This window comes from Synechococcus sp. KORDI-52 (assembly GCF_000737595.1).
In the GTDB taxonomy this organism is placed as follows: domain Bacteria; phylum Cyanobacteriota; class Cyanobacteriia; order PCC-6307; family Cyanobiaceae; genus Parasynechococcus.
Map to the genome: position 1 here is coordinate 95,161 of NZ_CP006271.1, position 19,759 is coordinate 114,919.

Here is a 19,759-nt window from a genome sequence, read left to right on the forward strand (position 1 = left end):
CCCGACTTCTGACCACGCCCAGAAGCACCCCAACCCGTTATGTCACTCAAGAAGCGCTATCGGGAGACCATCCAGCCCAAGCTGCAGAAGGATCTCTCCCTCACCAACATCCATGAAGTCCCCAAGGTGGTGAAAGTCACCGTCAACCGGGGACTCGGCGAAGCCGCCGCCAATGCCAAGTCCCTCGAGGCTTCGGTGAATGAGCTGGCGCAGATCACCGGCCAGAAGGTCGTTGTGACCCGTGCCAAGAAAGCCATCGCCGGCTTCAAGATTCGGCAGGGCATGCCGATCGGTTGTGCCGTCACCCTCCGTGGTGATCGGATGTATGCCTTCCTCGAGCGCCTGATCAACCTGGCGCTGCCCCGGATCCGCGACTTCCGCGGGGTCAGCCCCAAGAGTTTCGATGGCCGCGGCAACTACACCCTTGGGGTGCGCGAACAGATCATTTTCCCTGAGATCTCCTTCGACAAGATCGATGCGATCCGGGGCATGGACATCACCATCGTGACCACTGCCCGTTCGGACGAAGAGGGCCGGGCCCTCCTCCGCGAGATGGGAATGCCGTTCCAGAGCAACTGAGCCCTCCCCGTCGACACCTATGGCCAACCACGACCCCATTTCCGACATGCTCACCCGCATTCGCAATGCGAGTGAGAAACGTCACGAAACCACCAAGATCCCCGCTTCGCGGATGACCCGCAGCATCGCCAAGGTGCTGCAACAGGAGGGCTTCATCTCCGAGATCAGCGAGCAGGGCGAGGGCTTTCGCACCGAACTGGTGCTCGCCCTCAAATACAGCGGTAAGCACAGGCTGCCCACCATTCGCTCCATGCAGCGGGTCAGCAAGCCAGGTCTCCGCATCTACAAGAACACCCGCGGCCTGCCCAAAGTCCTCGGCGGACTGGGCGTGGCGATCATTTCCACCTCCAAGGGTGTGATGAGCGACCGCGATGCCCGTCGTGAGGGCGTCGGTGGCGAAGTGCTCTGTTACGTCTACTGATCCGGAGCTGAACCATGTCACGAATCGGCAAAAACCCCGTTCCCGTCCCTGAGAAAGTCACGGTGGCCCTCGACGGTCTCACCGTCAAGGTGAAAGGCCCCAAAGGCGAACTGGAGCGCACCCTTCCTGAAGGCGTCAGCGTCAGCCAGGACAACAACACCGTCGTGGTCTCCCCCACGAGCACCAAGCGCATCTCCCGTGAGCGCCACGGCCTGAGCCGCACCCTCGTCGCCAACATGATTGAGGGTGTCAACAACGGCTACAGCAAGGCTCTCGAGATCGTCGGTGTGGGCTCCCGTGCTCAGGTCAAAGGCAAAACTCTCGTGGTGAGTGCTGGCTACAGCCACCCCGTGGAGTTGGAGGCGCCAGAGGGCATCACCTTCAAGGTGGAAAACAACACCAAAGTGATCGTCTCCGGCATTGACAAGGAGCTGGTGGGCAACGAAGCCGCCAAGGTCCGCGCCATCCGCCCCCCCGAGCCCTACAAGGGCAAAGGCATCAAGTACGAGGGCGAGCGCATCCTGCGCAAGGCAGGCAAGTCCGGCAAGAAATAAGCCTTGTCCTGACGTTCCTCCCCTTCAACCACCATGTCCAAACTGTCCCGCAAACAGCAGACGCAGAAACGCCACCGGCGTCTGCGTCGTCACATCTCCGGCACATCAGACCGTCCCAGGCTGGCCGTGTTCCGCTCCAACAACCACATCTACGCCCAGGTCATCGACGACGCGGACCAGAGCACACTTTGTTCCGCCTCCACCGTTGACAAGGAGCTGCGTACCAGCCTCAAGACGACGGGTGGCAGCTGCGACGCCTCTGTCGCCGTCGGCGAACTGGTCGCCAAGCGCGCCATCGCTAAAGGCATCCAGCAGGTGGTGTTCGACCGCGGCGGAAATCTGTACCACGGCCGGGTCAAAGCCCTTGCCGATGCCGCCCGGGAAGCGGGCCTTCAGTTCTGATTCCTGCTTAACCCATGACAGATTCCTCCCCCCAATCCAATCCCAACGCCGTGCCAGGTGCGGCCGACGTTCCAGCTGCAGCTGAAGGGCAGCAGCAACAGGAGCAACGCCGTGGCCGTGGCGACCGTGACGGTCGTCGTGGCGACCGGCGTGGCGGTCGTCGCGGCCAGGAGCGTGACTCCGAATGGCAGGAGCGCGTGGTTCAGATCCGCCGCGTCTCCAAGACCGTTAAAGGCGGCAAGAAGATGAGCTTCCGCGCCATCGTTGTCGTCGGCAACGAAAAGGGCCAGGTCGGCGTTGGCGTCGGCAAGGCCGGTGATGTGATCGGTGCCGTCCGCAAGGGTGTTGCCGATGGCAAGAAGCACTTGGTCAAAGTGCCGTTGACCCGCCACAACTCCATCCCGACCCTCTCCAACGGTCGTGATGGTGCTGCCAGTGTGCTCATCCGCCCTGCAGCCCCTGGCACCGGTGTGATCGCTGGCGGTTCCATCCGCACAGTGCTCGAACTCGCCGGCATCAAGAATGTCCTGGCCAAGCGCCTGGGCAGCAAGACCCCCCTGAACAATGCACGGGCTGCCATGGTGGCTCTGTCGCTTCTCCGCACCCACAAGGAGACGGCCAAAGAACGGGGAATCTCCCTCGAACAGATCTACTCCTGATTCGCGATGACCCTCCGACTCGATTCCCTCAAATCCAATAAGGGCGCTCGTCGCCGCAAACTGCGCAAGGGCCGCGGCATCGCCGCTGGCCAAGGTGCCAGCTGCGGCTTCGGAATGCGCGGCCAGAAATCCCGCTCGGGTCGCCCAACCCGCCCCGGCTTCGAGGGAGGTCAGATGCCCTTGTACCGCCGGGTGCCGAAGCTGAAGCACTTCCCCCTGGTGAATCCCAAGTTCTTCACCGTGCTCAACGTTTCGGCGTTGAACGGACTGGACGACGGAAGCACCGTCAACCTGGATTCCCTGGTCAAGGGTGGCATTGTGACCAGCCCCAAGCATCCATTGAAGATGCTCGGAAACGGTGATCTGACAGCCAAAAAGCTGACCGTTCAAGCGGCGGCATTCACGGCCTCCGCCCGCACCAAGATCGAAGCCGCAGGCGGTACCTGCGAAATCCTCGACTAAACCAAGGGCTCGTCCCCAAGTCAGCCCTAGGGTCTGAGCCGTCCGCTGGATTTCGATCCACGGGCGGCTTCTTGGCTTTTGCCCAACTTCCACTTTCTTCCGGACATGCTCGTCAGTCGGGGTCGCAACCCCAACGCCTCCGAAGTGATCGGCCAGCTGATCACCAACCCTGGGCTTCGCAGTCGCGTGCTCACCACGCTCGGATTGCTGTTGTTGGTGCGGCTCGGGATCTACATCCCGATGCCTGGGATCGATCGAGAAGCGTTCAAGCAGTTCATCGATCAGGGCGGCCAGCTGATCGGCTTCCTCGACATCTTCACCGGAGGTGGCATTTCCACCTTGGGCATCTTTGCCCTGGGGATCCTGCCCTTCATCAATGCCTCGATCATCCTCCAGCTGCTGACTGCAGCTTTGCCTCAGCTCGAGGATTTACAGAAAAATGAAGGCGAGGCAGGCCGGCGCAAGATTGCCCAGATCACCCGCTACGTGGCGCTGGGATGGGGTCTCGTTCAAAGCGTTGTCTTCGCGATGATCCTCCGCCAATACGCGGTGGAGGGCCTGAGCGAAGTGGTTTTTGTGGTTCAGACGGCACTGGCCCTGGTCACCGGCTCCATGGTGGTGATGTGGCTGAGTGAGGTGATCACGGAACGGGGTATCGGCCAGGGAGCCTCCCTGGTGATTTTTCTGAACATCGTGGCCACCCTGCCGCGGACCCTTGGCGCAACGATCGAAGCCGCTCAGACAGGTGACCGAGACACCGTGCTCGGCATCGTTGTGCTGGTGCTGGTGTTCCTCGCCACGATTGTTGGGATCATTTTCGTGCAGGAAGGGGCACGCCGGATCCCCATCGTGAGTGCCAAGCGCCAGGTGGGTGGAGCAGGCGTTCTCCCCACCCGACAGAGCTACCTACCTCTCAAGCTGAATGCCGGCGGTGTGATGCCGATCATCTTCGCCTCAGCCCTGATCTTCCTGCCGGTCACCATCGCCAACCTCACCAAGAGCGAGTGGTTGATCCGTGCAGCCAGTGCCCTGAACCCTGGAGCAGCGAACCCCTGGCCGTACGCACTCACGTTTTTCGCATTGATCCTGGGCTTCTCCTACTTCTATGCATCACTGACGGTGAATCCGGCGGACATCGCCACCAACCTGAAACGGGGTGGGGTGGCCATCCCCGGCGTCCGCCCTGGAAGTGCCACGGCCACCTATCTCTCGGGGGTCCAAAACCGCCTCACTCTGCTGGGTGGTCTGTTCCTTGGAGCCGTCGCCATCATTCCCGCGGCCGTCGAACGCGCCACCAATGTGCAGACCTTCCAGGGTCTTGGCGCCACGTCACTGCTGATCCTGGTCGGTGTGGCCATCGACACGGCCAAACAGGTGCAGACCTACGTGATCTCACAACGCTACGAAGGCCTCGTTCGCCAGTGAGCGCTGCTGGGCAGCGCACCTTCCGTTCACTTCACCTCACGCTTACGCAACCATGAAAAATCGTTTGCTTTTTCTCGGCCCTCCTGGAGCCGGCAAAGGCACCCAGGCCACCAGGCTGTGCGATGCCAACAGCATGAAGCATCTGTCCACCGGTGATCTGCTGCGCTCTGAAGTGGCAGCCGGCAGCGATCTGGGCAAAGAAGCTGAAGCGGTGATGAACCGCGGCGAACTGGTGAGCGACGCCCTGGTGCTGGCCATTGTGGAAAGCCAGATGAAGTCACTCACCGCAGATGGCTGGTTGCTGGACGGGTTTCCGCGCACGGTGCCCCAGGCTGAAGCGCTCGAACCTCTGCTGGCCGAACTGCAGCAACCCATCCAGGCCGTGGTTCTGCTGGAGCTGGATGATGCCGTCTTGATTGAACGGTTGCTGTCGCGAGGACGCGCCGACGACAATGAAGCGGTGATCCGCAATCGCCTGGGGGTCTATCGCGAGAAAACGGCTCCTTTGATTCGCTTCTACAGCGATAAGGATCTCCTGGTTTCCGTCCCTGCCCAGGGCGCTGTCGAGGAGATCACCAAGCGAATCGAGTCAGTCCTCAGTTGACCGGCATGGTAATGTTGCCGTTTGGAAATTTGGAGAGCCACGCCTCATGAAGGTGCGCAGCTCAGTCAAGAAAATGTGTGACAAGTGCCGGGTGATCCGTCGCCACGGCAAGGTCATGGTCATTTGCACCAACCCCAAGCACAAACAGCGGCAGGGCTGAATCCCCCGCTGTTCTGAACATCCTCGCCTCCAGGAACCCGGAGGTACCTGTCCTTTTCGATTGAACAAACGTGGCACGGATCGCCGGCGTTGACATTCCCCGCGACAAGCGGATTGAAGTGTCCCTCACCTACATCTACGGAGTTGGTCTCACCCGCTCCCAGGCCATCCTGGCCAAAACCGGTGTGAACCCCGACATCCGGGTGAAAGATCTGGAGGATGGAGATCTTCAGAAGCTGCGTAATGCCATGGAGGAGTACACCCTCGAGGGTGATCTGCGTCGGCAGGAAGGCATGGCCCTGAAACGGCTTCAGGACATCGGCTGCCTCCGTGGCCGTCGCCACCGCATGAGCCTTCCCGTTCGCGGCCAACGCACCCGCACCAACGCCCGAACCCGGCGCGGCGCGCGGAAAACTGTGGCTGGCAAGAAGAAGTAAGTCTTCAACATCCTTATCCCTGACTGCATTCGGTCATGCCTAAAACCGTCAAAAAATCCGGTCCCAAGAAGGCCAAGCGCAACGTCCCCAACGGCGTTGCTCACATTCAAAGCACCTTCAACAACACCATTGTGTCCATCACCGACACAGCCGGTGAGGTGATTTCCTGGTCGTCCGCAGGCGCCAGTGGTTTCAAAGGTGCTCGCAAAGGCACTCCTTTCGCCGCTCAGACCGCTGCAGAAGCAGCTGCGCGTCGTGCCCTCGATCAGGGCATGCGTCAGATCGAAGTGCTGGTTCGAGGTCCTGGCTCAGGCCGTGAGACCGCCATCCGTGCCCTCCAGGTCGCTGGCCTCGAAATCACCCTGATTCGCGACGTCACCCCCCTGCCCCATAACGGTTGCCGCCGGCCCAAGCGCCGCCGCGTCTGAACCGAGCTGATTTCCGTCCGGTTTCTCCATTTACCCCGATTCAGACCGTGTTGCAGTACCAGATTGATCGTATTGAGCATCAGGTGGCCGAGGATCGCGCCCAATCCGGAGTGTTCCTGATTGGACCCCTCGAGCGTGGCCAGGCCACAACCCTGGGCAACGCGCTGCGTCGCGTGCTGATGGGTGGGCTGGAAGGCAGTGCTGTCACCGCCATCCGCATCGCCGGTGTCAATCATGAGTACGCAACGGTGCCTGGGGTCCGTGAAGACGTTCTCGATATCCTGCTGAACTGCAAGGAGCTCACCGTCAACAGCCGTTCGGCAGAACTGGAGATCGGCCGTCTCGTGGTGGCGGGTCCCGCCGAAGTGAAGGCCGGAGATCTGCAGTTCTCCTCTCAGGTGCAGGTTGTGGACGCCGATCGGCCGATCGCCACCGTGGCCGACGGCCACAGCCTGGAGCTGGAAGTTCACGTTGAGCGCGGCGTCGGCTATCGCCCGGTGGATCGTCACAACGAAGAAACAAGTGCCATCGATCTCCTTCAGATCGATGCGGTGTTCATGCCTGTAACGCGGGTCAACTTCACCATCGACGAAACCGCCGTTGCCGAAGGCGGTTCGGCCCGTGAGCGCCTGCGGATGGAGATCGTCACGGACGGCTCCATCACCCCCGACGACGCCCTGGCTCAATCAGCCAATCAATTGATCGAGCTGTTCCAGCCCCTGGCCACGGTCACCCTCGTGGAGGAGGTGCCTGCAGAGCCCGAACCATCCGCAGAGGCACAGATTCCTCTTGAGGAATTGAACCTTTCGGTTCGTGCTTACAACTGCCTGAAGCGGGCCCAGGTCAACTCCGTGTCCGATCTGATGGGCTTCAGCTACGAGGATCTGCTCGAGATCAAGAACTTCGGTTCCAAATCCGCTGATGAAGTGATCGAAGCCCTCGAGCGCATCGTCATTTCCATCCCCCAGAGCCGCACTTCTGCATAACTGCAGAACGGCCTGAACGTCCTTTTTCGTCTTCGTCACCGACAGAACCATGCGTCATCAATGCCGAGTTCCTCAGCTGGGACGTCCAGCTGACCAGCGCAAGGCAATGCTGCGCGCCCTGACCACCCAGCTGATTCGCGAGGGTCGGGTCACCACCACCAAGGCACGGGCCAAGGCGTTGCGCGACGAAGCCGAGCGCATGATCACTCTGGCCAAGGATGGCAGCCTTGCCTCCCGCCGCCGGGCCATGGGCTACATCTTCGACAAGCAACTGGTGCATGCCTTGTTCGACAAGGCCCCCAACCGCTACAGCGATCGCAAGGGCGGCTACACCCGGATCACCCGCACCGTTCCCCGGCGTGGCGACAACGCCGAGATGGCCATCATCGAACTGGTCTGATCAGACCTCACGTCAGCCCTGACGGTTGAACACTGAACCCTCGTCTGCAGGTCCTGAGCCACCCTCCCTTCAGAGGATTGCGCTCAGCCTTCAGTACGAGGGTTCTTCGTTTTGCGGGTGGCAGCGGCAACGTAACGGTCGCAGTGTTCAGGCCGTGCTGGAGGACGCCATCACCCAGCTCGATCCGCACCGACCGGTGCAGACCTTTGCCGCCGGTCGCACCGATGCCGGCGTTCATGCCGCCGGTCAGGTCGTGCACTTCGACTGCAGTGGGCCAATCCCGGCTCGCAAATGGGCCCCGGCCTTGAACGGACGCCTGCCGAGCACCATTCGTGTGCGCGAATCCGTCGCCCGTCCCCTGGATTGGCATGCCTGTTACTCGGCCACGTACCGGCGCTACCGATACACGATTCACAACGGCCGACGTCCCAACTTGTTTCTCAGCCCCTGGAGCTGGCACCGCTACCAGCACAAACTGGATGCGTCCCGCATGCGGGACGCTTTGAACACCATGCTTGGCCTGCACGACTTCAGCGCCTTCATGAAGGCAGGCAGCCGTCGTGCCCATGCGCGAACCACGGTGCAGGAGGTCCTCGTGGAGCGGCAGGGCGACCTTTTGCGGGTCGAAATTCAGGCCAGCGGTTTTTTGTACGGCATGGTTCGCCTGCTGATGGCCCAGTTGGTGGCGGTTGGCGAACACCGTCTCAGCGTTGGCGCTTTTGAGCAGCGCTGGCGCGAACGACGACGCCACGAAGTGAAGGAGGCCGCACCAGCAACGGGCCTCTGCCTGCTTCGGGCTGGCTATGCCGAACCCGTCTTCACCAAAGCCGGCTGGTACGATTGTCAGCCGTGGTTTTTTCTGGCCGAGAGCGATCCCCCTCCGGATCCAGCTTCAACGCCGGAATCAACGGGCCTCTACTCGGAGCGCTGCCCAACTCGTAGGAGCTGGAGGGCTGAAGAGTAAGCTCGATCTTTGAGCCTCGTCAGGTCCAGTTCTGGACCGACCCCCTTTGCCCCGTTCCGCTGAATCAGGCGGGACATACCCGAACCGGCATGCCGGCGCGATGAACAAGACCTCTCTCCCCCCGATTGATTCGATCGACCGCCAGTGGTACGTGGTGGACGCTGAGAATCAGACCCTCGGCCGTCTGGCCACTGAGGTGGCTGCCGTGCTGCGCGGCAAGAACAACCCCAGCTTCACCCCCCATCTGGACACCGGTGATTTTGTCGTCGTTGTGAACGCCGAAAAAATCAAGGTCAGCGGCCGCAAGCCCCAGCAGAAGCTCTACCGCCGTCACTCCGGCCGTCCGGGCGGCATGAAAGTGGAAACCTTTGAAGCTCTCCAGGAACGGATTCCCGAACGGATCGTGGAGAAGGCCATCAAAGGCATGCTTCCCCACAACGCCTTGGGCCGCCAGATGTTCCGCAAGCTCAAGGTCTACAAGGGCACCGAGCATCCCCATGCCGCTCAGAAGCCCCAACCCCTTCAGCTCAACCCCTCTGCATCCGCCAAATGAGCAGCAATTCCGTCGTTTACTGGGGCACTGGTCGTCGCAAGACCTCCGTCGCCCGTGTTCGTCTTGTTCCCGGCAATGGAACGATCACCATCAACGGTCGTCCCGGTGACAACTACCTGAACTACAACCCGGCATACCTCGCGGCGGTCAAGGCACCGTTGGAGACCCTCGGCCTCAGCAGCGAGTACGACATTCTCGTCAACGTTCACGGGGGCGGACTCACCGGTCAGTCCGGCGCCATCAAGCAAGGTGCTGCCCGAGCCTTGTGTGAGCTGTCCGCCGACAACCGCAAGCCCTTGAAGACCGAAGGTCACCTAAGCCGCGATCCCCGTGCCAAGGAACGCCGTAAGTACGGTCTCAAGAAAGCCCGTAAGGCTCCTCAGTTCTCCAAGCGCTGATTTTTTACCGATGCCCAAGCCCGACATTCATCCAACCTGGTATCCCGAAGCCAAGGTGATCTGCAACGGCGAAGTGGTCATGACCACTGGCGCCACCCAGCCCGAGATTCACGTCGACGTCTGGAGCGGCAATCATCCCTTCTTCACTGGCACCCAGAAGATCCTCGACACCGAAGGTCGCGTGGACCGCTTCATGAAGAAGTACGGCATGGGCACCAAGAAAAAAGGTGCCGACCAAGCCAAGGCCGAGTCCAAAGCCTGAGGTGAGACCGGGGCATGGACGCCTCGACCTTATTCACACGGCTGGAAGCAGCCACAGCCAGCTTCCGCAACCTCGAGCGGCAGCTGGCTGACCCCGATGTTGCCGCTGACCCCAAGCGGCTTGAAGCGATCGCGCGGGAGCGATCCAGGCTTGAGCCTCTCGTGCTCGATTTCGAGGAACTTAAGAAGCTCGAATCGGAGCGGGATTCCGCGCGTCAATTGCTTAAAGACAGTCGCGGTGACGCCGCGATGGAGCAATTAGCGCAGGATGAGTTGATCAGCCTTCAGGAGCAGCACGCAACGCTGACGGAGCGACTCACCCTGGCTCTTCTACCTCGGGATCCCCGCGATGAACGCAGCGTGATGCTTGAGATTCGTGCCGGCGCAGGGGGTGATGAGGCCTGTCTCTGGGCCGGTGATCTGGCCCGGATGTATGAGCGCTACAGCCAGAAAGTGGGCTGGGCCGTGCAACCCATGAGCTGCACCGAGGCCGACCTGGGAGGGTTTCGCGAGCTGATCCTTTCGGTGCGTGGCGACAGTGTCTACAGCCAACTGAAATTCGAAGCAGGAGTCCATCGGGTGCAGCGCGTCCCGGCCACGGAATCTCAGGGTCGGGTTCACACCTCGACAGCCACAGTGGCGGTGATGCCGGAAGCCGATGCCGTGGAAATTCAGCTCGATCCGAAGGATCTGGAGATCAGCACCGCCCGCTCAGGCGGAGCGGGGGGCCAGAACGTCAACAAGGTGGAAACAGCCGTTGACCTCCTGCACAAACCCACAGGCATCCGCGTGTTCTGCACCCAAGAACGCTCCCAATTGCAGAACCGGGAGCGAGCCCTCGACATCCTGCGCGCCAAATTGCTGGAGCGGGAGCAGGCTGCTGCTGCCGAACGGGAAAGCAGCAACCGACGCGCCCAAGTGGGCAGTGGGGACCGCTCCGAAAAAATTCGCACCTACAACTACAAAGACAACCGAACCACCGATCACCGGTTGGGCAGGAACTTCACGTTGGAGCCTGTACTGGAGGGACAATTGGAGGACCTGATCGGTGCCTGCATCGCCGAAGAACAACGTCAAAAACTCGAAGCCCTAAGCGATCAGGCCGAGGCCTGACGATCACGAACCGATCACGTATTTCGCCCAATCCTGGTGATGCCCTGATCGGATCTGACGCCGAGCCTCAAAACTGAGGCTGCTGGGAGGCCGTCGCGGGAGATGCCTCAGGGGCATGGCGGCTTCCTTGGGGGTTCGGTTGCCCTTACGTACGTTGCAGCTGAGGCAGGCCGTGGTCACGTTCTCCCAGGTGTCACCGCCGCCGCGACTGCGGGGCATCACATGGTCGATCGACAACTGATCCTCGCGACTGCCGCAGTACTGGCAGGTGTGGTTGTCACGCTGAAGAACATTGCGACGCGTCAGGGGCAGCTGACGAAAAGGAACGCGAACGTACTGACGCAAGCGGATCACCGTCGGCAGGTGGGTGCCCTGGCGAAGTTGACGACTGGGGTCATGTTCCAGGCCCTCTGCCTTTCCCTTCAGCAACATCACCACCGCCCGTCTCCAGGTGGTGATGTTGAGCGGCTCATAGGACGCATTGAGAACGAGAACCTGGCCCATGCCAGCTCCCTCAATAAGCTTCATGCTATCGATCACTTCAAGCCGTCTCGGTAGCGCCGAGCACCCCCTGTGATTCCGGAGCTGAATCCACGCCAGCGCGCCTGGGTGGAAGTCTCATCTGCAGCGATTCGGGCCAACGCCAGGGCCCTCTGCCAGCACCTTGGCCCTCGCACCCAACTGATGGCGGTGGTGAAGGCCGATGGCTACGGCCATGGCGCCGAAACCGTGGCACGAGCGGCACTCGAGGGAGGTGCCACCAGTCTTGGTGTGGCCACACTGCAGGAGGGCCTTGAACTGCGCCGGGCCGGTCTGGAGGCACCGGTGCTCTTGCTGAGCAACCTCCATGAACCGGACGCCCTGCGCACCTGCCTGCACTGGCGATTGATGCCCACCCTGAGCAGTATCAGGGAAGCCCAGCTCTGCAACGCCCTCGCCGCCGACAGCGGTCGACGCTTCGACGTGCAGTTGAAGATCGACACCGGCATGGCACGGCTGGGCTGCCCCCTCAGCGAGGGGCATCAGACCACGGCGGCGCTGCAGAGCCTGGAACACCTCAATCTGGAAGGCATCTACAGCCATCTGGCCTGTGCCGATGAGCCGGACGATGCCTTGACCAGCCTCCAGCAGGAGCGCTTCATGAGCATGCTCTCGGCCCTGCCCCAAGACGGCGCCAGCATCACCCGACATCTGGCCAACTCCGCGGGAACCCTGCTGAACCGAGAGCTGCATCACGACCTCGTGCGTGTTGGCCTGGCTCTGTACGGCCATGCCCCCGCGCGTCATCTGAGCAACGTCATTCCCCTTCAACCCGCCCTTGCAGTTCGTGCCCGGGTCAGCCTGATCCGCAAGGTGCCCGCTGGCACCGGAGTCAGCTACGGCCACCGCTTCATCACCCAGCGTCCCACTCGGCTTGCGGTGGTGGGCATCGGCTATGCCGATGGTGTTCTGCGATCCCTCAGCGGACAGATTCACACCCTGCATCGGAACCGTCGGCTCCCGCAGGTGGGAGCGATCACCATGGACCAGCTCCTCCTGGATGCCACCGATGCGCCCGAGCTGGAGGAAGGTGACATCGTCACCCTGCTTGGCCAGGACGGTGACCTGGCGTTAAGCCCTCAAAGCTGGAGCGATCACTGCGGATCGATTCCCTGGGAGATCCTCTGCGGTTTCAAACAACGCCTGCCCCGTATTGAAGTCTGACCAACTGCCCAACGCTTGGTAGTCTGGATGCGCCGCTGGAGAGGTGGCTGAGTGGTTGAAAGCGGCTCCCTGCTAAGGAGTTACAGGAGGCAACTTCTGTCGAGGGTTCGAATCCCTCCCTCTCCGTTCCAAGATCATTGGCTTAATCGCTCGGCTCGCCAGAGCCGTTGAACTGATTGAGCTGTCGTGCCAAGTCAGGCAGAAGGGTCGCATCCCTGGCGCGATCGGGGCCTGTTGAAAACACCACCAGCAGCGTTGGTGGCTGCTGATCGGAAACCTGAAACCAAGCCGCATCATGACGGGCCTGACTCATCCAGCCGGCCTTGCTCCACAGCTGCGCGTCCTCGGGCAGGCCCTCGCCCAGGAACCCATCCACCTGGTTTTCAGGATCGGCACGGCGCAGCTGCTGATCCAGCGAACGCCGCAGGAGTCCTTGCAGGCGACGACAGGCCGGCGGTGACACCACCGCACCGGTCATCACGGCCTCCAGCATCCGGGCTGTAGCCGCGGTGGACAAGCCATTGCGGTTGCTGTTGTCGGCTCCGTAGAAGGTTTTGTCCCGGCCATAGGGACCATCTCCCCATGTCTTCTGACAGCAATTCACCGCCTCAAGTTCCGGCCAGGCCAAGCTCTGCAACCAGACATTGATCAGTTGACGCTGCTGGGTCCAGAGCTCCCAACGTTCTCCGTGAAGAGCAGGGCCGCTGGTGGTGCCTGTGAGCAGATCCACCACGAGCCCCGTCGCATCGTTGCTGGAGTCGACGATCATGTCGCGCACGGCGCGCTGCAGTTCGTCGCCCTCCGGGATCAGGTCGCGTTGCAACCACTGCTCGATGGCGACGGCGTAAAACAGCTTCACCACGCTGGCCGGATAGAGGATCCGGTCTTGATTCCAGGAGGCACCGCTGCCCTGACCCGCCTCCGGTGCAACATCCTCGTAACGCACCCAGGTGATCGCCAGGCTGTTGCGCAGCCCTGGACGGCCGTCGGCATCCAGGGCATCGAGAGCCGCCTCAAGCCGAACCGCCATGGCGGGATCGGGACGGTAGAACGCCATAGCGATTCGATTGGGCCATGGCGACGTTAGGCACCCTGCTGGCCCCAGACCTGATTCAGACAGGCTCCTGTTGGCGGCTGTGCGCTGACGTCAATGGTTACGCGAGACTTGAGGGCCAGAGTCTGACCACACAGGCCTGTCGCGGACGCCGCTTTCGCATCCTTGGGAAGCAGCGCAAGAGGCTCGCTGTTCAGCTGCTGGAGGATGGTTACCGCTGCTGGTTGGAGCTCGAGGCCGTGCTGGGGCGAGCTGAACACTGTTCACCCTGGCGACCGTCGCCGCTGAGCGCGTCGGAGATTGAACGACGGTTGGCCAGCGTGCTCGCCTGGAGCGAAACCGCTCAGCAACGTCCCAACACCTACCTCTGGGGCGGCACCACTGAACCGGACATGGATTGCTCCGGCCTGATGCAGATGGCCTTCGCCAGCCAGGGCATCTGGATTCCGCGGGATGCTTATCAGCAGGAGCGGTTCTGCCAACCGGTTGCCGCTCTTCCCGACGATCACAGCCTGCTACGCCCGGGAGATCTGCTGTTTTTCGGCACGTCTCGGCGCTGCACCCATGTGGGGCTTCATCTCGGCGATGGCCGCTACCGCCACAGTTCGGGGAGGGAGCATGGGCGCAATGGAATCGGCATCGACAGCCTCCACAGCCGCGACCAACACCCGGTGGCATGCCATTACCGGGGTGAATTCCGCAGCGCGGGCCGCGTGGTTCGCTGCCACGACGGAACACATCTCCCCTGACCACCCAGCTGGGGACCCTGCTTAAGTTGATCGACTTGCAGCGCGACTGGCATGGGTGCACCCCTGGATCTCTCGGTGGTGGTGCCGCTGTACAACGAAGAAGACAGCCTTCCCCACCTGGTTGAGCAGCTCCTCTCAGCGCTGCGTCCAACAGACGAGACGTTTGAACTGGTTCTGGTGGACGATGGCTCCAGCGACCGCACCGCCAAAGTGCTGGCCCAGGTCAGCAAAGAGGTGCCCGAAGTGGTGGCTGTGCTGCTGCGCAAGAACTATGGCCAGACTGCAGCCATGGCGGCTGGTTTTGATGTGGCTGGCGGTGAAGTCATTGTCAGCCTGGATGGTGATCTTCAGAACGATCCAGCCGACATCCCCATGCTTCTGGCCAAATTGCGGGAGGGGTATGACCTCGTGAGTGGCTGGCGCCATCAGCGCCAGGACGCCGCCCTCCAGCGCAAACTTCCCTCCCGGCTGGCCAACCGCTTGATCGGCCGGGTGACCGGGGTACGGCTGCATGACTACGGCTGCTCCCTCAAGGCCTATCGACGGGAGGTGCTGGCAGACATGCGGCTCTATGGCGAACTGCATCGCTTTCTTCCCGCCCTGGCCTTCATCGAAGGTGCACGAATCACCGAAGTGAAGGTGAACCACCGGGCGCGTCAGTTCGGCAGCAGCAAGTACGGGATCGACCGCACCTTCCGTGTGTTGATGGATCTGCTCACGGTCTGGTTCATGAAGCGTTTTCTGACCCGGCCGATGTACGTGTTCGGCTTCGGAGGACTGCTGGCCATCGCTGCCAGCCTGGTCACCAGCACCTACCTGTTGGTCATCAAGCTGATGGGTGGCGACATTGCCAATCGTCCTCTGCTCACGCTGGCCGTGGTGCTCGGGTTGGCAGGGATTCAACTGTTCTGCTTCGGGCTCCTGGGAGAGCTGCTGATCCGCACATATCACGAAAGCCAGGGGCGCCCGATCTACCGCATCCGTGAGACGTTGCGCGGCGGACGAGCCGGCTGACGGGTCGGTGCAGCGGCAGGCGCACCCCGGAACGGTGCGATCGCGGCGGCGGCGGCTTCCACCACGCGCGCATCACTGTCCCGCAGGGCCTTGCGCAGCCAGGGAAGGGCAGAACGGTGCCCCCATCGGGCCGCCAAACGCACGGCACGCAAGCGTTCCTCGGGGCCGGCCTCCATGTCAGCCCTCAGGCGCCGCTCCAAGTCCAGCCGCTCAAGCGGGGTGGTCGGTGCCGTCCAGGCCTCAAGGACACCGTCGGCGGAATCCGCTTCGGACGCCGGCGCGATCACCAATTCCAGCTGGGCACGGTTGAGCTGCGCAACGCCACTGGCATCCGTGCTGGAAAGCATCGGCTTCACCGGTTTCCTGCGCAACCAGAGCACCACCGTGAGCAGCACGATGGCACCAGGGAGGAGAACGTTCTGCATGCGGATTGAACTTTTATGTCGCCGTCGCGGCCTACAGCAAGCCGTCAGATCGGTGCTCTCTACAGTAGCGGCGAAGCTTTTGGCCTCGACATGACTGGAGATTTCGCTGCTGCTTGGCTGCCTGCGATTTTTGTGCCCATCACCGGAATCGTTTTCCCCGCAGTGTTCATCGTCCTTGTTGGTCGAGTGATCACCGCTGCCGAGTGACCGCGACCTGCGGATCGTTTCAACCCCTCAGCACTCGTACCTCATGACTGTCACTCCTGCTGCTGATCCCTGCGTCGGCAACCTCGCGACCCCCGTCAACAGCGGCTATTTCATCAAAGGCCTGATCAACAACCTGCCCCTCTACCGGCCTGGGATTTCCCCGAACTTCCGTGGCCTTGAAACAGGTGCAGCCTTCGGCTACCTGCTCTACGGCCCCTTCACCATCTGTGGGCCCCTGCGTGCCACCGAGTATCAGCAAACCGCTGGCCTGCTGGCTGCCATCGGCGCCGTTCACATCCTCAGCCTGCTGTTCCTGCTCTACAACCAGCCCGGCAAGCAACCGAACATCCCCCCGGCAGATGTCACGGTTGAGAACCCCCCTGCCGACCTGTTCACCCGCACCGGCTGGGCCGACTTCACCAGTGGTTTCTGGCTCGGTGGCTGCGGCGGGGCCGTGTTTGCCTGGTTCTTGTGCAACACCGTTCACGTCCAGGAACTGTTCAAAATCGCTGCAGGTGTCTGGAGCGTGGGCTGAGTCCTTCACCCGAACCATTCAACACAATCCTGCATCCCCCAATTGCCTGTACATCAGGCAATTGGGGGATTTTTCCTGCCAGGATTCAATGGCGTTTGAGCCGTCCCGGTGCGGTCGATCTCCCAGCCGTTTCTGCGACGGCCGGTCCTCACAGTCGTCTGCAGCCTGCTGATTCTTCTGGCAGGCTTCACGTCGTTGTTGGGCCTGGGACTGGAGGATCTGCCTCCACTTGCTCCCACCCGCGTCAGTGTCAGCGCCCGTTTCCCTGCGGCTTCGCCGGAGGTGGTGGAACAGAGCGTGACACGGGTGTTGGAACAACAGCTGAATGGCCTGGAAGGGGTCGAAAGCATCAGCTCAACCAGCCGACAGGGCGGCGCCAGCATCACCTTGCGCTTCAACGCGGGGGATCCCGAGCTGAATGCGATCAAGGTGCAGAACGAGGTCAACCTGGCCAGCCGTCGGCTGCCCCAGGCCGTCACGCGCCAGGGGCTCCAGGTGCGTCGCGCCTCGGAAGACCTGTTGATGATCCTGGGGTTCAGCCACCCGCCGGATCAATACGTCTCCACCTTTCTGACCGGCTGGCTGGACCAGACCCTGCGCGAAGCGCTGCTCACAACACCGGGCATCGGCGATGTACAGGTGTTCGGCAGCAGTGAGCTCTCCTTCCGCCTGTGGCTGGATCCGCAACGCCTTGAACAGACCAACCTCACCATCGGCGATGTCAGCCGTGCCCTGGCTGAACAAAATGTTTTGGCCGCCATTGGCAGCATTGGCGCTGCCCCGGTGCCATCGGGCCAGTTGCTGACGCTTCCCGTGGAGGCCGAGGGGCGACTCCGCAGCCAATCGGATTTCGAGAATCTCGTCTTGCGCCGGCTGGAGAACGGCGGACTGCTGCGGCTGAAGGATGTAGGGCGGGTGTCGCTCGGACAACGCAACTACGGACGAGAGGCGATGAATTTGGACGGAGAGCGCTCCGTGGCCGTGGGGATCTACCAGCGCGATGAAGCCAATGCCCTTGAGGTGAGCAGGGCGATCAAACGCAGGCTGAAGCAGTTGGAGCCGAGCTTCCCTCCGGGCATCGAGCTGTCGTTGATCGTTGATGTGGCCGACACAGTTCAGGCCAACCTCAACCGCACCTTCGTCACCTTGCGGGATGCCGTGCTGCTGGTGCTGGTGGTGCTGGTGCTGATGCTGGGCCGCTGGCGCCTGGCGCTGATCCCAGGCCTTGCGGTGCCGGTAGCGCTGGTGGGAAGCCTCACCCTGGTGAATCTGAGCGGTTCCAACCTCAACAGCCTGATCCTGTTCGGGCTGGTGCTGGCCACTGGGATCGTTGTTGATGACGCCATCGTTGTCAGCGAAGACATCGCCGGACGGATCGAACGGGGCACGCCCCCCGGGCAGGCCGCGGAAGACGCCATGGCCGAGCTGGCGAATGCAGTGATCGCCACCTCACTGGTGTTAGCCGCCGTGTTTCTGCCCGTGCTGCTCATTCCTGGATCGATCGGACGCCTGTATCAACCGATTGCTCTGGCCATTTCCGGAGCGATTCTGTTCTCCACCCTGAATGCGCTCAGCTTCACCCCGATGGCCTGCGCCCGTGTGTTGGGGCCTGGGGGTGGTCGACTTCCTGGGGCCATCGGCAGGCTAAGCCGCTGGCTTCGAGAGGGGATGCAGACTCTGCAGTGCCAATACGCCAAGCAACTTGAGCTGTGGCTGCAACGAAAGCGGCTCATCGCCTTTGTGCTTCTGAGTGGCCTCGTCATCACAGCCTCTGGATTGGCCGTCATGCCGACAGCTTTCATTCCCGATGACGACCAAGGCCAGATCCGCGGCTACTTCACCCTCCCCGACGGCGCCAGCCTTGAGCGCAGCGTGGCCGTGATGGACGACATCCGTCGCATCGTCAGCGAAGAGCCCCTGGTGCGCACCGGCAACTTTTATGCCGGCAGTTCCTTCGGACAGAGCGGAGAGGATCGCGGATCATTCTTCCTGCGCCTCAAGCCGCTGAAGGATCGCCCCGGCACAGCGCAAAGCAGCAACGCCATCAAACTCCGTCTCAGTCGGGAGATTCAAACACGGATCGGCGATGCCAGGGTCGTGCTGACCACCCCTGCGGCGGTGCGGGGCTTCAGCAGTGAATCAGGACTCTCGGTTGAACTGCTGGACCGCAGCGCCGGCCAATTAAGCCTGGAGCAGTTCGGCCGTGTCGCAGAGGAGTTCATCCAAACGGCGCAGGCAACAAAACAGTTTGAACGGGTCAGCACCCGCTTTGATGCCAGTTTCCCCCGCTGGCGCCTGACACTCAACCGCGACCAACTGGCAGCTCTCGACCTCGACTACGGCGCAACGCTGCGGGAGATCGGCACGGCCTTCGGCGGCCGCTACATCGACGACACCTACGACGACGGTCGAATCCGCTCGATTGTGCTGCAGTTGGAGGGCCGAGAGCGGCGGCAACCTGAGGATCTCACCGGTCTGATGGTGCGCAACCGCAGCGGTGAGCTGGTGTCCGTCGCAACAGTGGCCAGCCTGACCCGGGAGGAAGGCGTCAACAACATTCACCACTTCGGGCTCAACCGGGCCATCCGGATCACGGCCATCCCCGCGCCAACGGTCAGCAGCGGTGACGCCATCGACGCCCTGACCCAGGCCGGTGACCGCATCGGAGGCAACAACATCGGGTTGGCCTTCACAGGCCTGGCCTTGGAAGAACAACGGGCAAGACGCGTGACCTGGGTGCTCTTCGCCCTCGGCGTGACGGTGGTCTATCTGCTTCTGGCCGCTCTCTACGAGAGTTTCATTGACCCATTGATCATCCTGCTCACGGTGCCGATGGCCCTGCTCGGAGCTCTGATCGGCTTGAAGATGCGGGGTCTTCCACTGGATGTTTACGGCCAGATGGGACTTCTGGTGCTGGTGAGCCTGGCGGCCAAGAACGGAATCCTGATCGTGGAGTTCGCCAACCAGCGGATTGCGGCAGGCCTGGCCCTGCGTGACGCCGTTGTGGATGCGGCCGTGAACCGGATGCGACCCATCCTGCTGACAGCAGTCACATCCTTGGCGGGTTTCCTGCCTCTCCTGTTCGCCCAAGGCACCGGGGCGGCCAGCAGGATCAGCATCGGCACCGTGGTCTTCAGCGGACTGCTGGTGGCCTCGTTACTGTCGCTGTTTGCCGTGCCCGCCGTCTGCCTGATGCTGAAGCGGGACCGAATGCCGACTCAGCTTTAACGGTGCATTCCGAACGCCTGCACGGTGGCCCACCGCGT

At 62.0% G+C, this 19,759-nt stretch carries 27 protein-coding genes and 1 tRNA gene; 25 read left to right on the top strand and 3 right to left on the bottom strand.

Translation table 11 applies throughout. The features are described 5' to 3' along the window. The first annotated feature begins 39 nt into the window (after positions 1-39). From rplE to prfA, 18 genes are all read left to right on the top strand, one after another. Positions 40-579 (top strand): 50S ribosomal protein L5, encoded by a 540-nt coding sequence (gene rplE / locus KR52_RS00590; RefSeq protein WP_006851706.1) that lies wholly within the window; start codon positions 40-42, stop codon positions 577-579. Positions 580-598: 19 nt separating this feature from the next. Further along, complete coding sequence (gene rpsH, locus KR52_RS00595) at positions 599-1,000, top strand: 30S ribosomal protein S8 (RefSeq protein ID WP_038551211.1); 402 nt, start codon at positions 599-601, stop codon at positions 998-1,000. 14 nt (positions 1,001-1,014) lie between these two features. Next, positions 1,015-1,554 carry a 50S ribosomal protein L6 gene (gene rplF, locus KR52_RS00600; RefSeq protein ID WP_038551213.1) on the top strand — a complete coding sequence of 180 codons (540 nt, stop codon included), beginning with the start codon at positions 1,015-1,017 and terminating at the stop codon, positions 1,552-1,554. Positions 1,555-1,587: 33 nt separating this feature from the next. Further along, positions 1,588-1,956 (top strand): 50S ribosomal protein L18, encoded by a 369-nt coding sequence (gene rplR, locus KR52_RS00605; protein ID WP_038551216.1) that lies wholly within the window; start codon positions 1,588-1,590, stop codon positions 1,954-1,956. Between the two features lie 14 nt (positions 1,957-1,970). Next, entirely contained in the window at positions 1,971-2,615 is a 645-nt protein-coding gene (gene rpsE / locus KR52_RS00610) for a 30S ribosomal protein S5 (protein ID WP_011363379.1), read from the top strand. A 6-nt stretch (positions 2,616-2,621) separates the two neighbouring features. Beyond that, complete coding sequence (rplO, locus tag KR52_RS00615; RefSeq protein WP_038551219.1) at positions 2,622-3,077, top strand: 50S ribosomal protein L15; 456 nt, start codon at positions 2,622-2,624, stop codon at positions 3,075-3,077. A gap of 105 nt (positions 3,078-3,182) precedes the next feature. Next, complete coding sequence (gene secY, locus KR52_RS00620; protein WP_038556630.1) at positions 3,183-4,502, top strand: preprotein translocase subunit SecY; 1,320 nt, start codon at positions 3,183-3,185, stop codon at positions 4,500-4,502. A gap of 52 nt (positions 4,503-4,554) precedes the next feature. After that, positions 4,555-5,106 (top strand): adenylate kinase, encoded by a 552-nt coding sequence (locus KR52_RS00625; protein WP_038551222.1) that lies wholly within the window; start codon positions 4,555-4,557, stop codon positions 5,104-5,106. Between the two features lie 46 nt (positions 5,107-5,152). Further along, positions 5,153-5,266: a 50S ribosomal protein L36 gene (rpmJ, locus tag KR52_RS13435; protein ID WP_071840122.1), complete on the top strand. Its 114-nt coding sequence runs from the start codon at positions 5,153-5,155 to the stop codon at positions 5,264-5,266. 70 nt (positions 5,267-5,336) lie between these two features. Continuing rightward, a complete protein-coding gene (rpsM, locus tag KR52_RS00630; RefSeq protein WP_038551224.1) occupies positions 5,337-5,702 on the top strand; it encodes a 30S ribosomal protein S13 in 366 nt (121 codons plus the stop codon). A gap of 35 nt (positions 5,703-5,737) precedes the next feature. Then, positions 5,738-6,130: a 30S ribosomal protein S11 gene (rpsK, locus tag KR52_RS00635; RefSeq protein WP_038551227.1), complete on the top strand. Its 393-nt coding sequence runs from the start codon at positions 5,738-5,740 to the stop codon at positions 6,128-6,130. A gap of 47 nt (positions 6,131-6,177) precedes the next feature. Then, the gene (locus KR52_RS00640) at positions 6,178-7,116 is read left to right on the top strand and encodes a DNA-directed RNA polymerase subunit alpha (protein WP_038551230.1); all 939 of its coding nucleotides are present in this window, start codon (positions 6,178-6,180) and stop codon (positions 7,114-7,116) included. 49 nt (positions 7,117-7,165) lie between these two features. Then, a complete protein-coding gene (gene rplQ / locus KR52_RS00645; RefSeq protein WP_038551232.1) occupies positions 7,166-7,516 on the top strand; it encodes a 50S ribosomal protein L17 in 351 nt (116 codons plus the stop codon). Between the two features lie 25 nt (positions 7,517-7,541). After that, positions 7,542-8,480, top strand: a complete 939-nt coding sequence (gene truA / locus KR52_RS00650; protein ID WP_051834235.1) for a tRNA pseudouridine(38-40) synthase TruA — start codon at positions 7,542-7,544, stop codon at positions 8,478-8,480. 100 nt (positions 8,481-8,580) lie between these two features. Beyond that, positions 8,581-9,033: a 50S ribosomal protein L13 gene (gene rplM / locus KR52_RS00655; RefSeq protein WP_038551234.1), complete on the top strand. Its 453-nt coding sequence runs from the start codon at positions 8,581-8,583 to the stop codon at positions 9,031-9,033. Then, complete coding sequence (rpsI, locus tag KR52_RS00660) at positions 9,030-9,431, top strand: 30S ribosomal protein S9 (protein WP_038551236.1); 402 nt, start codon at positions 9,030-9,032, stop codon at positions 9,429-9,431. Before rplM ends, rpsI begins: the two co-directional genes overlap by 4 nt. Before the next feature lie 10 nt (positions 9,432-9,441). Further along, entirely contained in the window at positions 9,442-9,693 is a 252-nt protein-coding gene (gene rpmE, locus KR52_RS00665; protein WP_038551237.1) for a 50S ribosomal protein L31, read from the top strand. 14 nt (positions 9,694-9,707) lie between these two features. Beyond that, entirely contained in the window at positions 9,708-10,805 is a 1,098-nt protein-coding gene (gene prfA, locus KR52_RS00670; protein WP_038551238.1) for a peptide chain release factor 1, read from the top strand. Positions 10,806-10,808: 3 nt separating this feature from the next. Here the strand turns inward: prfA and KR52_RS00675 are convergent, their stop codons facing one another. Beyond that, positions 10,809-11,309, bottom strand: a complete 501-nt coding sequence (locus KR52_RS00675) for an HNH endonuclease (RefSeq protein ID WP_038556634.1) — start codon at positions 11,307-11,309, stop codon at positions 10,809-10,811. 69 nt (positions 11,310-11,378) lie between these two features. On the opposite strand from KR52_RS00675, the gene alr reads away from it, so the two are divergent. Both alr and KR52_RS00685 read left to right on the top strand, forming a co-directional pair. Beyond that, positions 11,379-12,509 (top strand): alanine racemase, encoded by a 1,131-nt coding sequence (gene alr, locus KR52_RS00680; protein WP_173402178.1) that lies wholly within the window; start codon positions 11,379-11,381, stop codon positions 12,507-12,509. A 37-nt stretch (positions 12,510-12,546) separates the two neighbouring features. Continuing rightward, positions 12,547-12,635, top strand: a tRNA-Ser gene (locus KR52_RS00685). A gap of 16 nt (positions 12,636-12,651) precedes the next feature. On the opposite strand, the gene KR52_RS00690 is transcribed toward KR52_RS00685, so the two are convergent. Then, positions 12,652-13,566, bottom strand: coding sequence for a serine hydrolase (locus KR52_RS00690; RefSeq protein WP_038551239.1), 915 nt, complete (start codon positions 13,564-13,566; stop codon positions 12,652-12,654). A 17-nt stretch (positions 13,567-13,583) separates the two neighbouring features. On the opposite strand from KR52_RS00690, the gene KR52_RS00695 reads away from it, so the two are divergent. Beyond that, positions 13,584-14,312 carry a C40 family peptidase gene (locus KR52_RS00695; RefSeq protein WP_038551241.1) on the top strand — a complete coding sequence of 243 codons (729 nt, stop codon included), beginning with the start codon at positions 13,584-13,586 and terminating at the stop codon, positions 14,310-14,312. A gap of 51 nt (positions 14,313-14,363) precedes the next feature. Further along, positions 14,364-15,326, top strand: coding sequence for a glycosyltransferase family 2 protein (locus KR52_RS00700; protein ID WP_038551244.1), 963 nt, complete (start codon positions 14,364-14,366; stop codon positions 15,324-15,326). Here KR52_RS00700 and KR52_RS00705 read toward each other — a convergent pair. Further along, complete coding sequence (locus tag KR52_RS00705) at positions 15,284-15,751, bottom strand: HEAT repeat domain-containing protein (RefSeq protein WP_038551247.1); 468 nt, start codon at positions 15,749-15,751, stop codon at positions 15,284-15,286. The genes KR52_RS00700 and KR52_RS00705 overlap by 43 nt on opposite strands. Positions 15,752-15,841: 90 nt before the next feature. Here KR52_RS00705 and KR52_RS00710 point away from each other — a divergent pair, with 90 nt between their 5' ends. From KR52_RS00710 to KR52_RS00720, 3 genes are all read left to right on the top strand, one after another. Further along, positions 15,842-15,958, top strand: coding sequence for a photosystem I reaction center subunit VIII (locus KR52_RS00710; protein ID WP_006851672.1), 117 nt, complete (start codon positions 15,842-15,844; stop codon positions 15,956-15,958). 43 nt (positions 15,959-16,001) lie between these two features. Next, the gene (locus KR52_RS00715; RefSeq protein WP_011363361.1) at positions 16,002-16,493 is read left to right on the top strand and encodes a photosystem I reaction center protein subunit XI; all 492 of its coding nucleotides are present in this window, start codon (positions 16,002-16,004) and stop codon (positions 16,491-16,493) included. A 108-nt stretch (positions 16,494-16,601) separates the two neighbouring features. Beyond that, positions 16,602-19,721, top strand: a complete 3,120-nt coding sequence (locus KR52_RS00720; protein ID WP_038551252.1) for an efflux RND transporter permease subunit — start codon at positions 16,602-16,604, stop codon at positions 19,719-19,721. The last annotated feature ends 38 nt before the right edge of the window (positions 19,722-19,759 follow it).

What these genes read in the sequence shown, in the direction of transcription:
- rpsK (WP_038551227.1), top strand. Translation starts at nt 5,738, where the DNA reads ATGCCTAAAACCGTCAAAAAATCCGGTCCCAAGAAGGCCAAGCGCAAC.
- KR52_RS00675 (WP_038556634.1), bottom strand. Translation starts at nt 11,309, where the DNA reads ATGGGCCAGGTTCTCGTTCTCAATGCGTCCTATGAGCCGCTCAACATC.
- KR52_RS00625 (WP_038551222.1), top strand. Translation starts at nt 4,555, where the DNA reads ATGAAAAATCGTTTGCTTTTTCTCGGCCCTCCTGGAGCCGGCAAAGGC.
- secY (WP_038556630.1), top strand. Translation starts at nt 3,183, where the DNA reads ATGCTCGTCAGTCGGGGTCGCAACCCCAACGCCTCCGAAGTGATCGGC.
- KR52_RS00700 (WP_038551244.1), top strand. Translation starts at nt 14,364, where the DNA reads ATGGGTGCACCCCTGGATCTCTCGGTGGTGGTGCCGCTGTACAACGAA.
- rplF (WP_038551213.1), top strand. Translation starts at nt 1,015, where the DNA reads ATGTCACGAATCGGCAAAAACCCCGTTCCCGTCCCTGAGAAAGTCACG.
- rpsH (WP_038551211.1), top strand. Translation starts at nt 599, where the DNA reads ATGGCCAACCACGACCCCATTTCCGACATGCTCACCCGCATTCGCAAT.
- KR52_RS00710 (WP_006851672.1), top strand. Translation starts at nt 15,842, where the DNA reads ATGACTGGAGATTTCGCTGCTGCTTGGCTGCCTGCGATTTTTGTGCCC.
- rplO (WP_038551219.1), top strand. Translation starts at nt 2,622, where the DNA reads ATGACCCTCCGACTCGATTCCCTCAAATCCAATAAGGGCGCTCGTCGC.
- KR52_RS00705 (WP_038551247.1), bottom strand. Translation starts at nt 15,751, where the DNA reads ATGCAGAACGTTCTCCTCCCTGGTGCCATCGTGCTGCTCACGGTGGTG.
- KR52_RS00695 (WP_038551241.1), top strand. Translation starts at nt 13,584, where the DNA reads ATGGCGACGTTAGGCACCCTGCTGGCCCCAGACCTGATTCAGACAGGC.
- rplQ (WP_038551232.1), top strand. Translation starts at nt 7,166, where the DNA reads ATGCGTCATCAATGCCGAGTTCCTCAGCTGGGACGTCCAGCTGACCAG.
- prfA (WP_038551238.1), top strand. Translation starts at nt 9,708, where the DNA reads ATGGACGCCTCGACCTTATTCACACGGCTGGAAGCAGCCACAGCCAGC.
- rplE (WP_006851706.1), top strand. Translation starts at nt 40, where the DNA reads ATGTCACTCAAGAAGCGCTATCGGGAGACCATCCAGCCCAAGCTGCAG.
- rplR (WP_038551216.1), top strand. Translation starts at nt 1,588, where the DNA reads ATGTCCAAACTGTCCCGCAAACAGCAGACGCAGAAACGCCACCGGCGT.
- rpsE (WP_011363379.1), top strand. Translation starts at nt 1,971, where the DNA reads ATGACAGATTCCTCCCCCCAATCCAATCCCAACGCCGTGCCAGGTGCG.
- rpmE (WP_038551237.1), top strand. Translation starts at nt 9,442, where the DNA reads ATGCCCAAGCCCGACATTCATCCAACCTGGTATCCCGAAGCCAAGGTG.
- KR52_RS00690 (WP_038551239.1), bottom strand. Translation starts at nt 13,566, where the DNA reads ATGGCGTTCTACCGTCCCGATCCCGCCATGGCGGTTCGGCTTGAGGCG.
- KR52_RS00715 (WP_011363361.1), top strand. Translation starts at nt 16,002, where the DNA reads ATGACTGTCACTCCTGCTGCTGATCCCTGCGTCGGCAACCTCGCGACC.
- rpsI (WP_038551236.1), top strand. Translation starts at nt 9,030, where the DNA reads ATGAGCAGCAATTCCGTCGTTTACTGGGGCACTGGTCGTCGCAAGACC.
- rplM (WP_038551234.1), top strand. Translation starts at nt 8,581, where the DNA reads ATGAACAAGACCTCTCTCCCCCCGATTGATTCGATCGACCGCCAGTGG.
- rpmJ (WP_071840122.1), top strand. Translation starts at nt 5,153, where the DNA reads ATGAAGGTGCGCAGCTCAGTCAAGAAAATGTGTGACAAGTGCCGGGTG.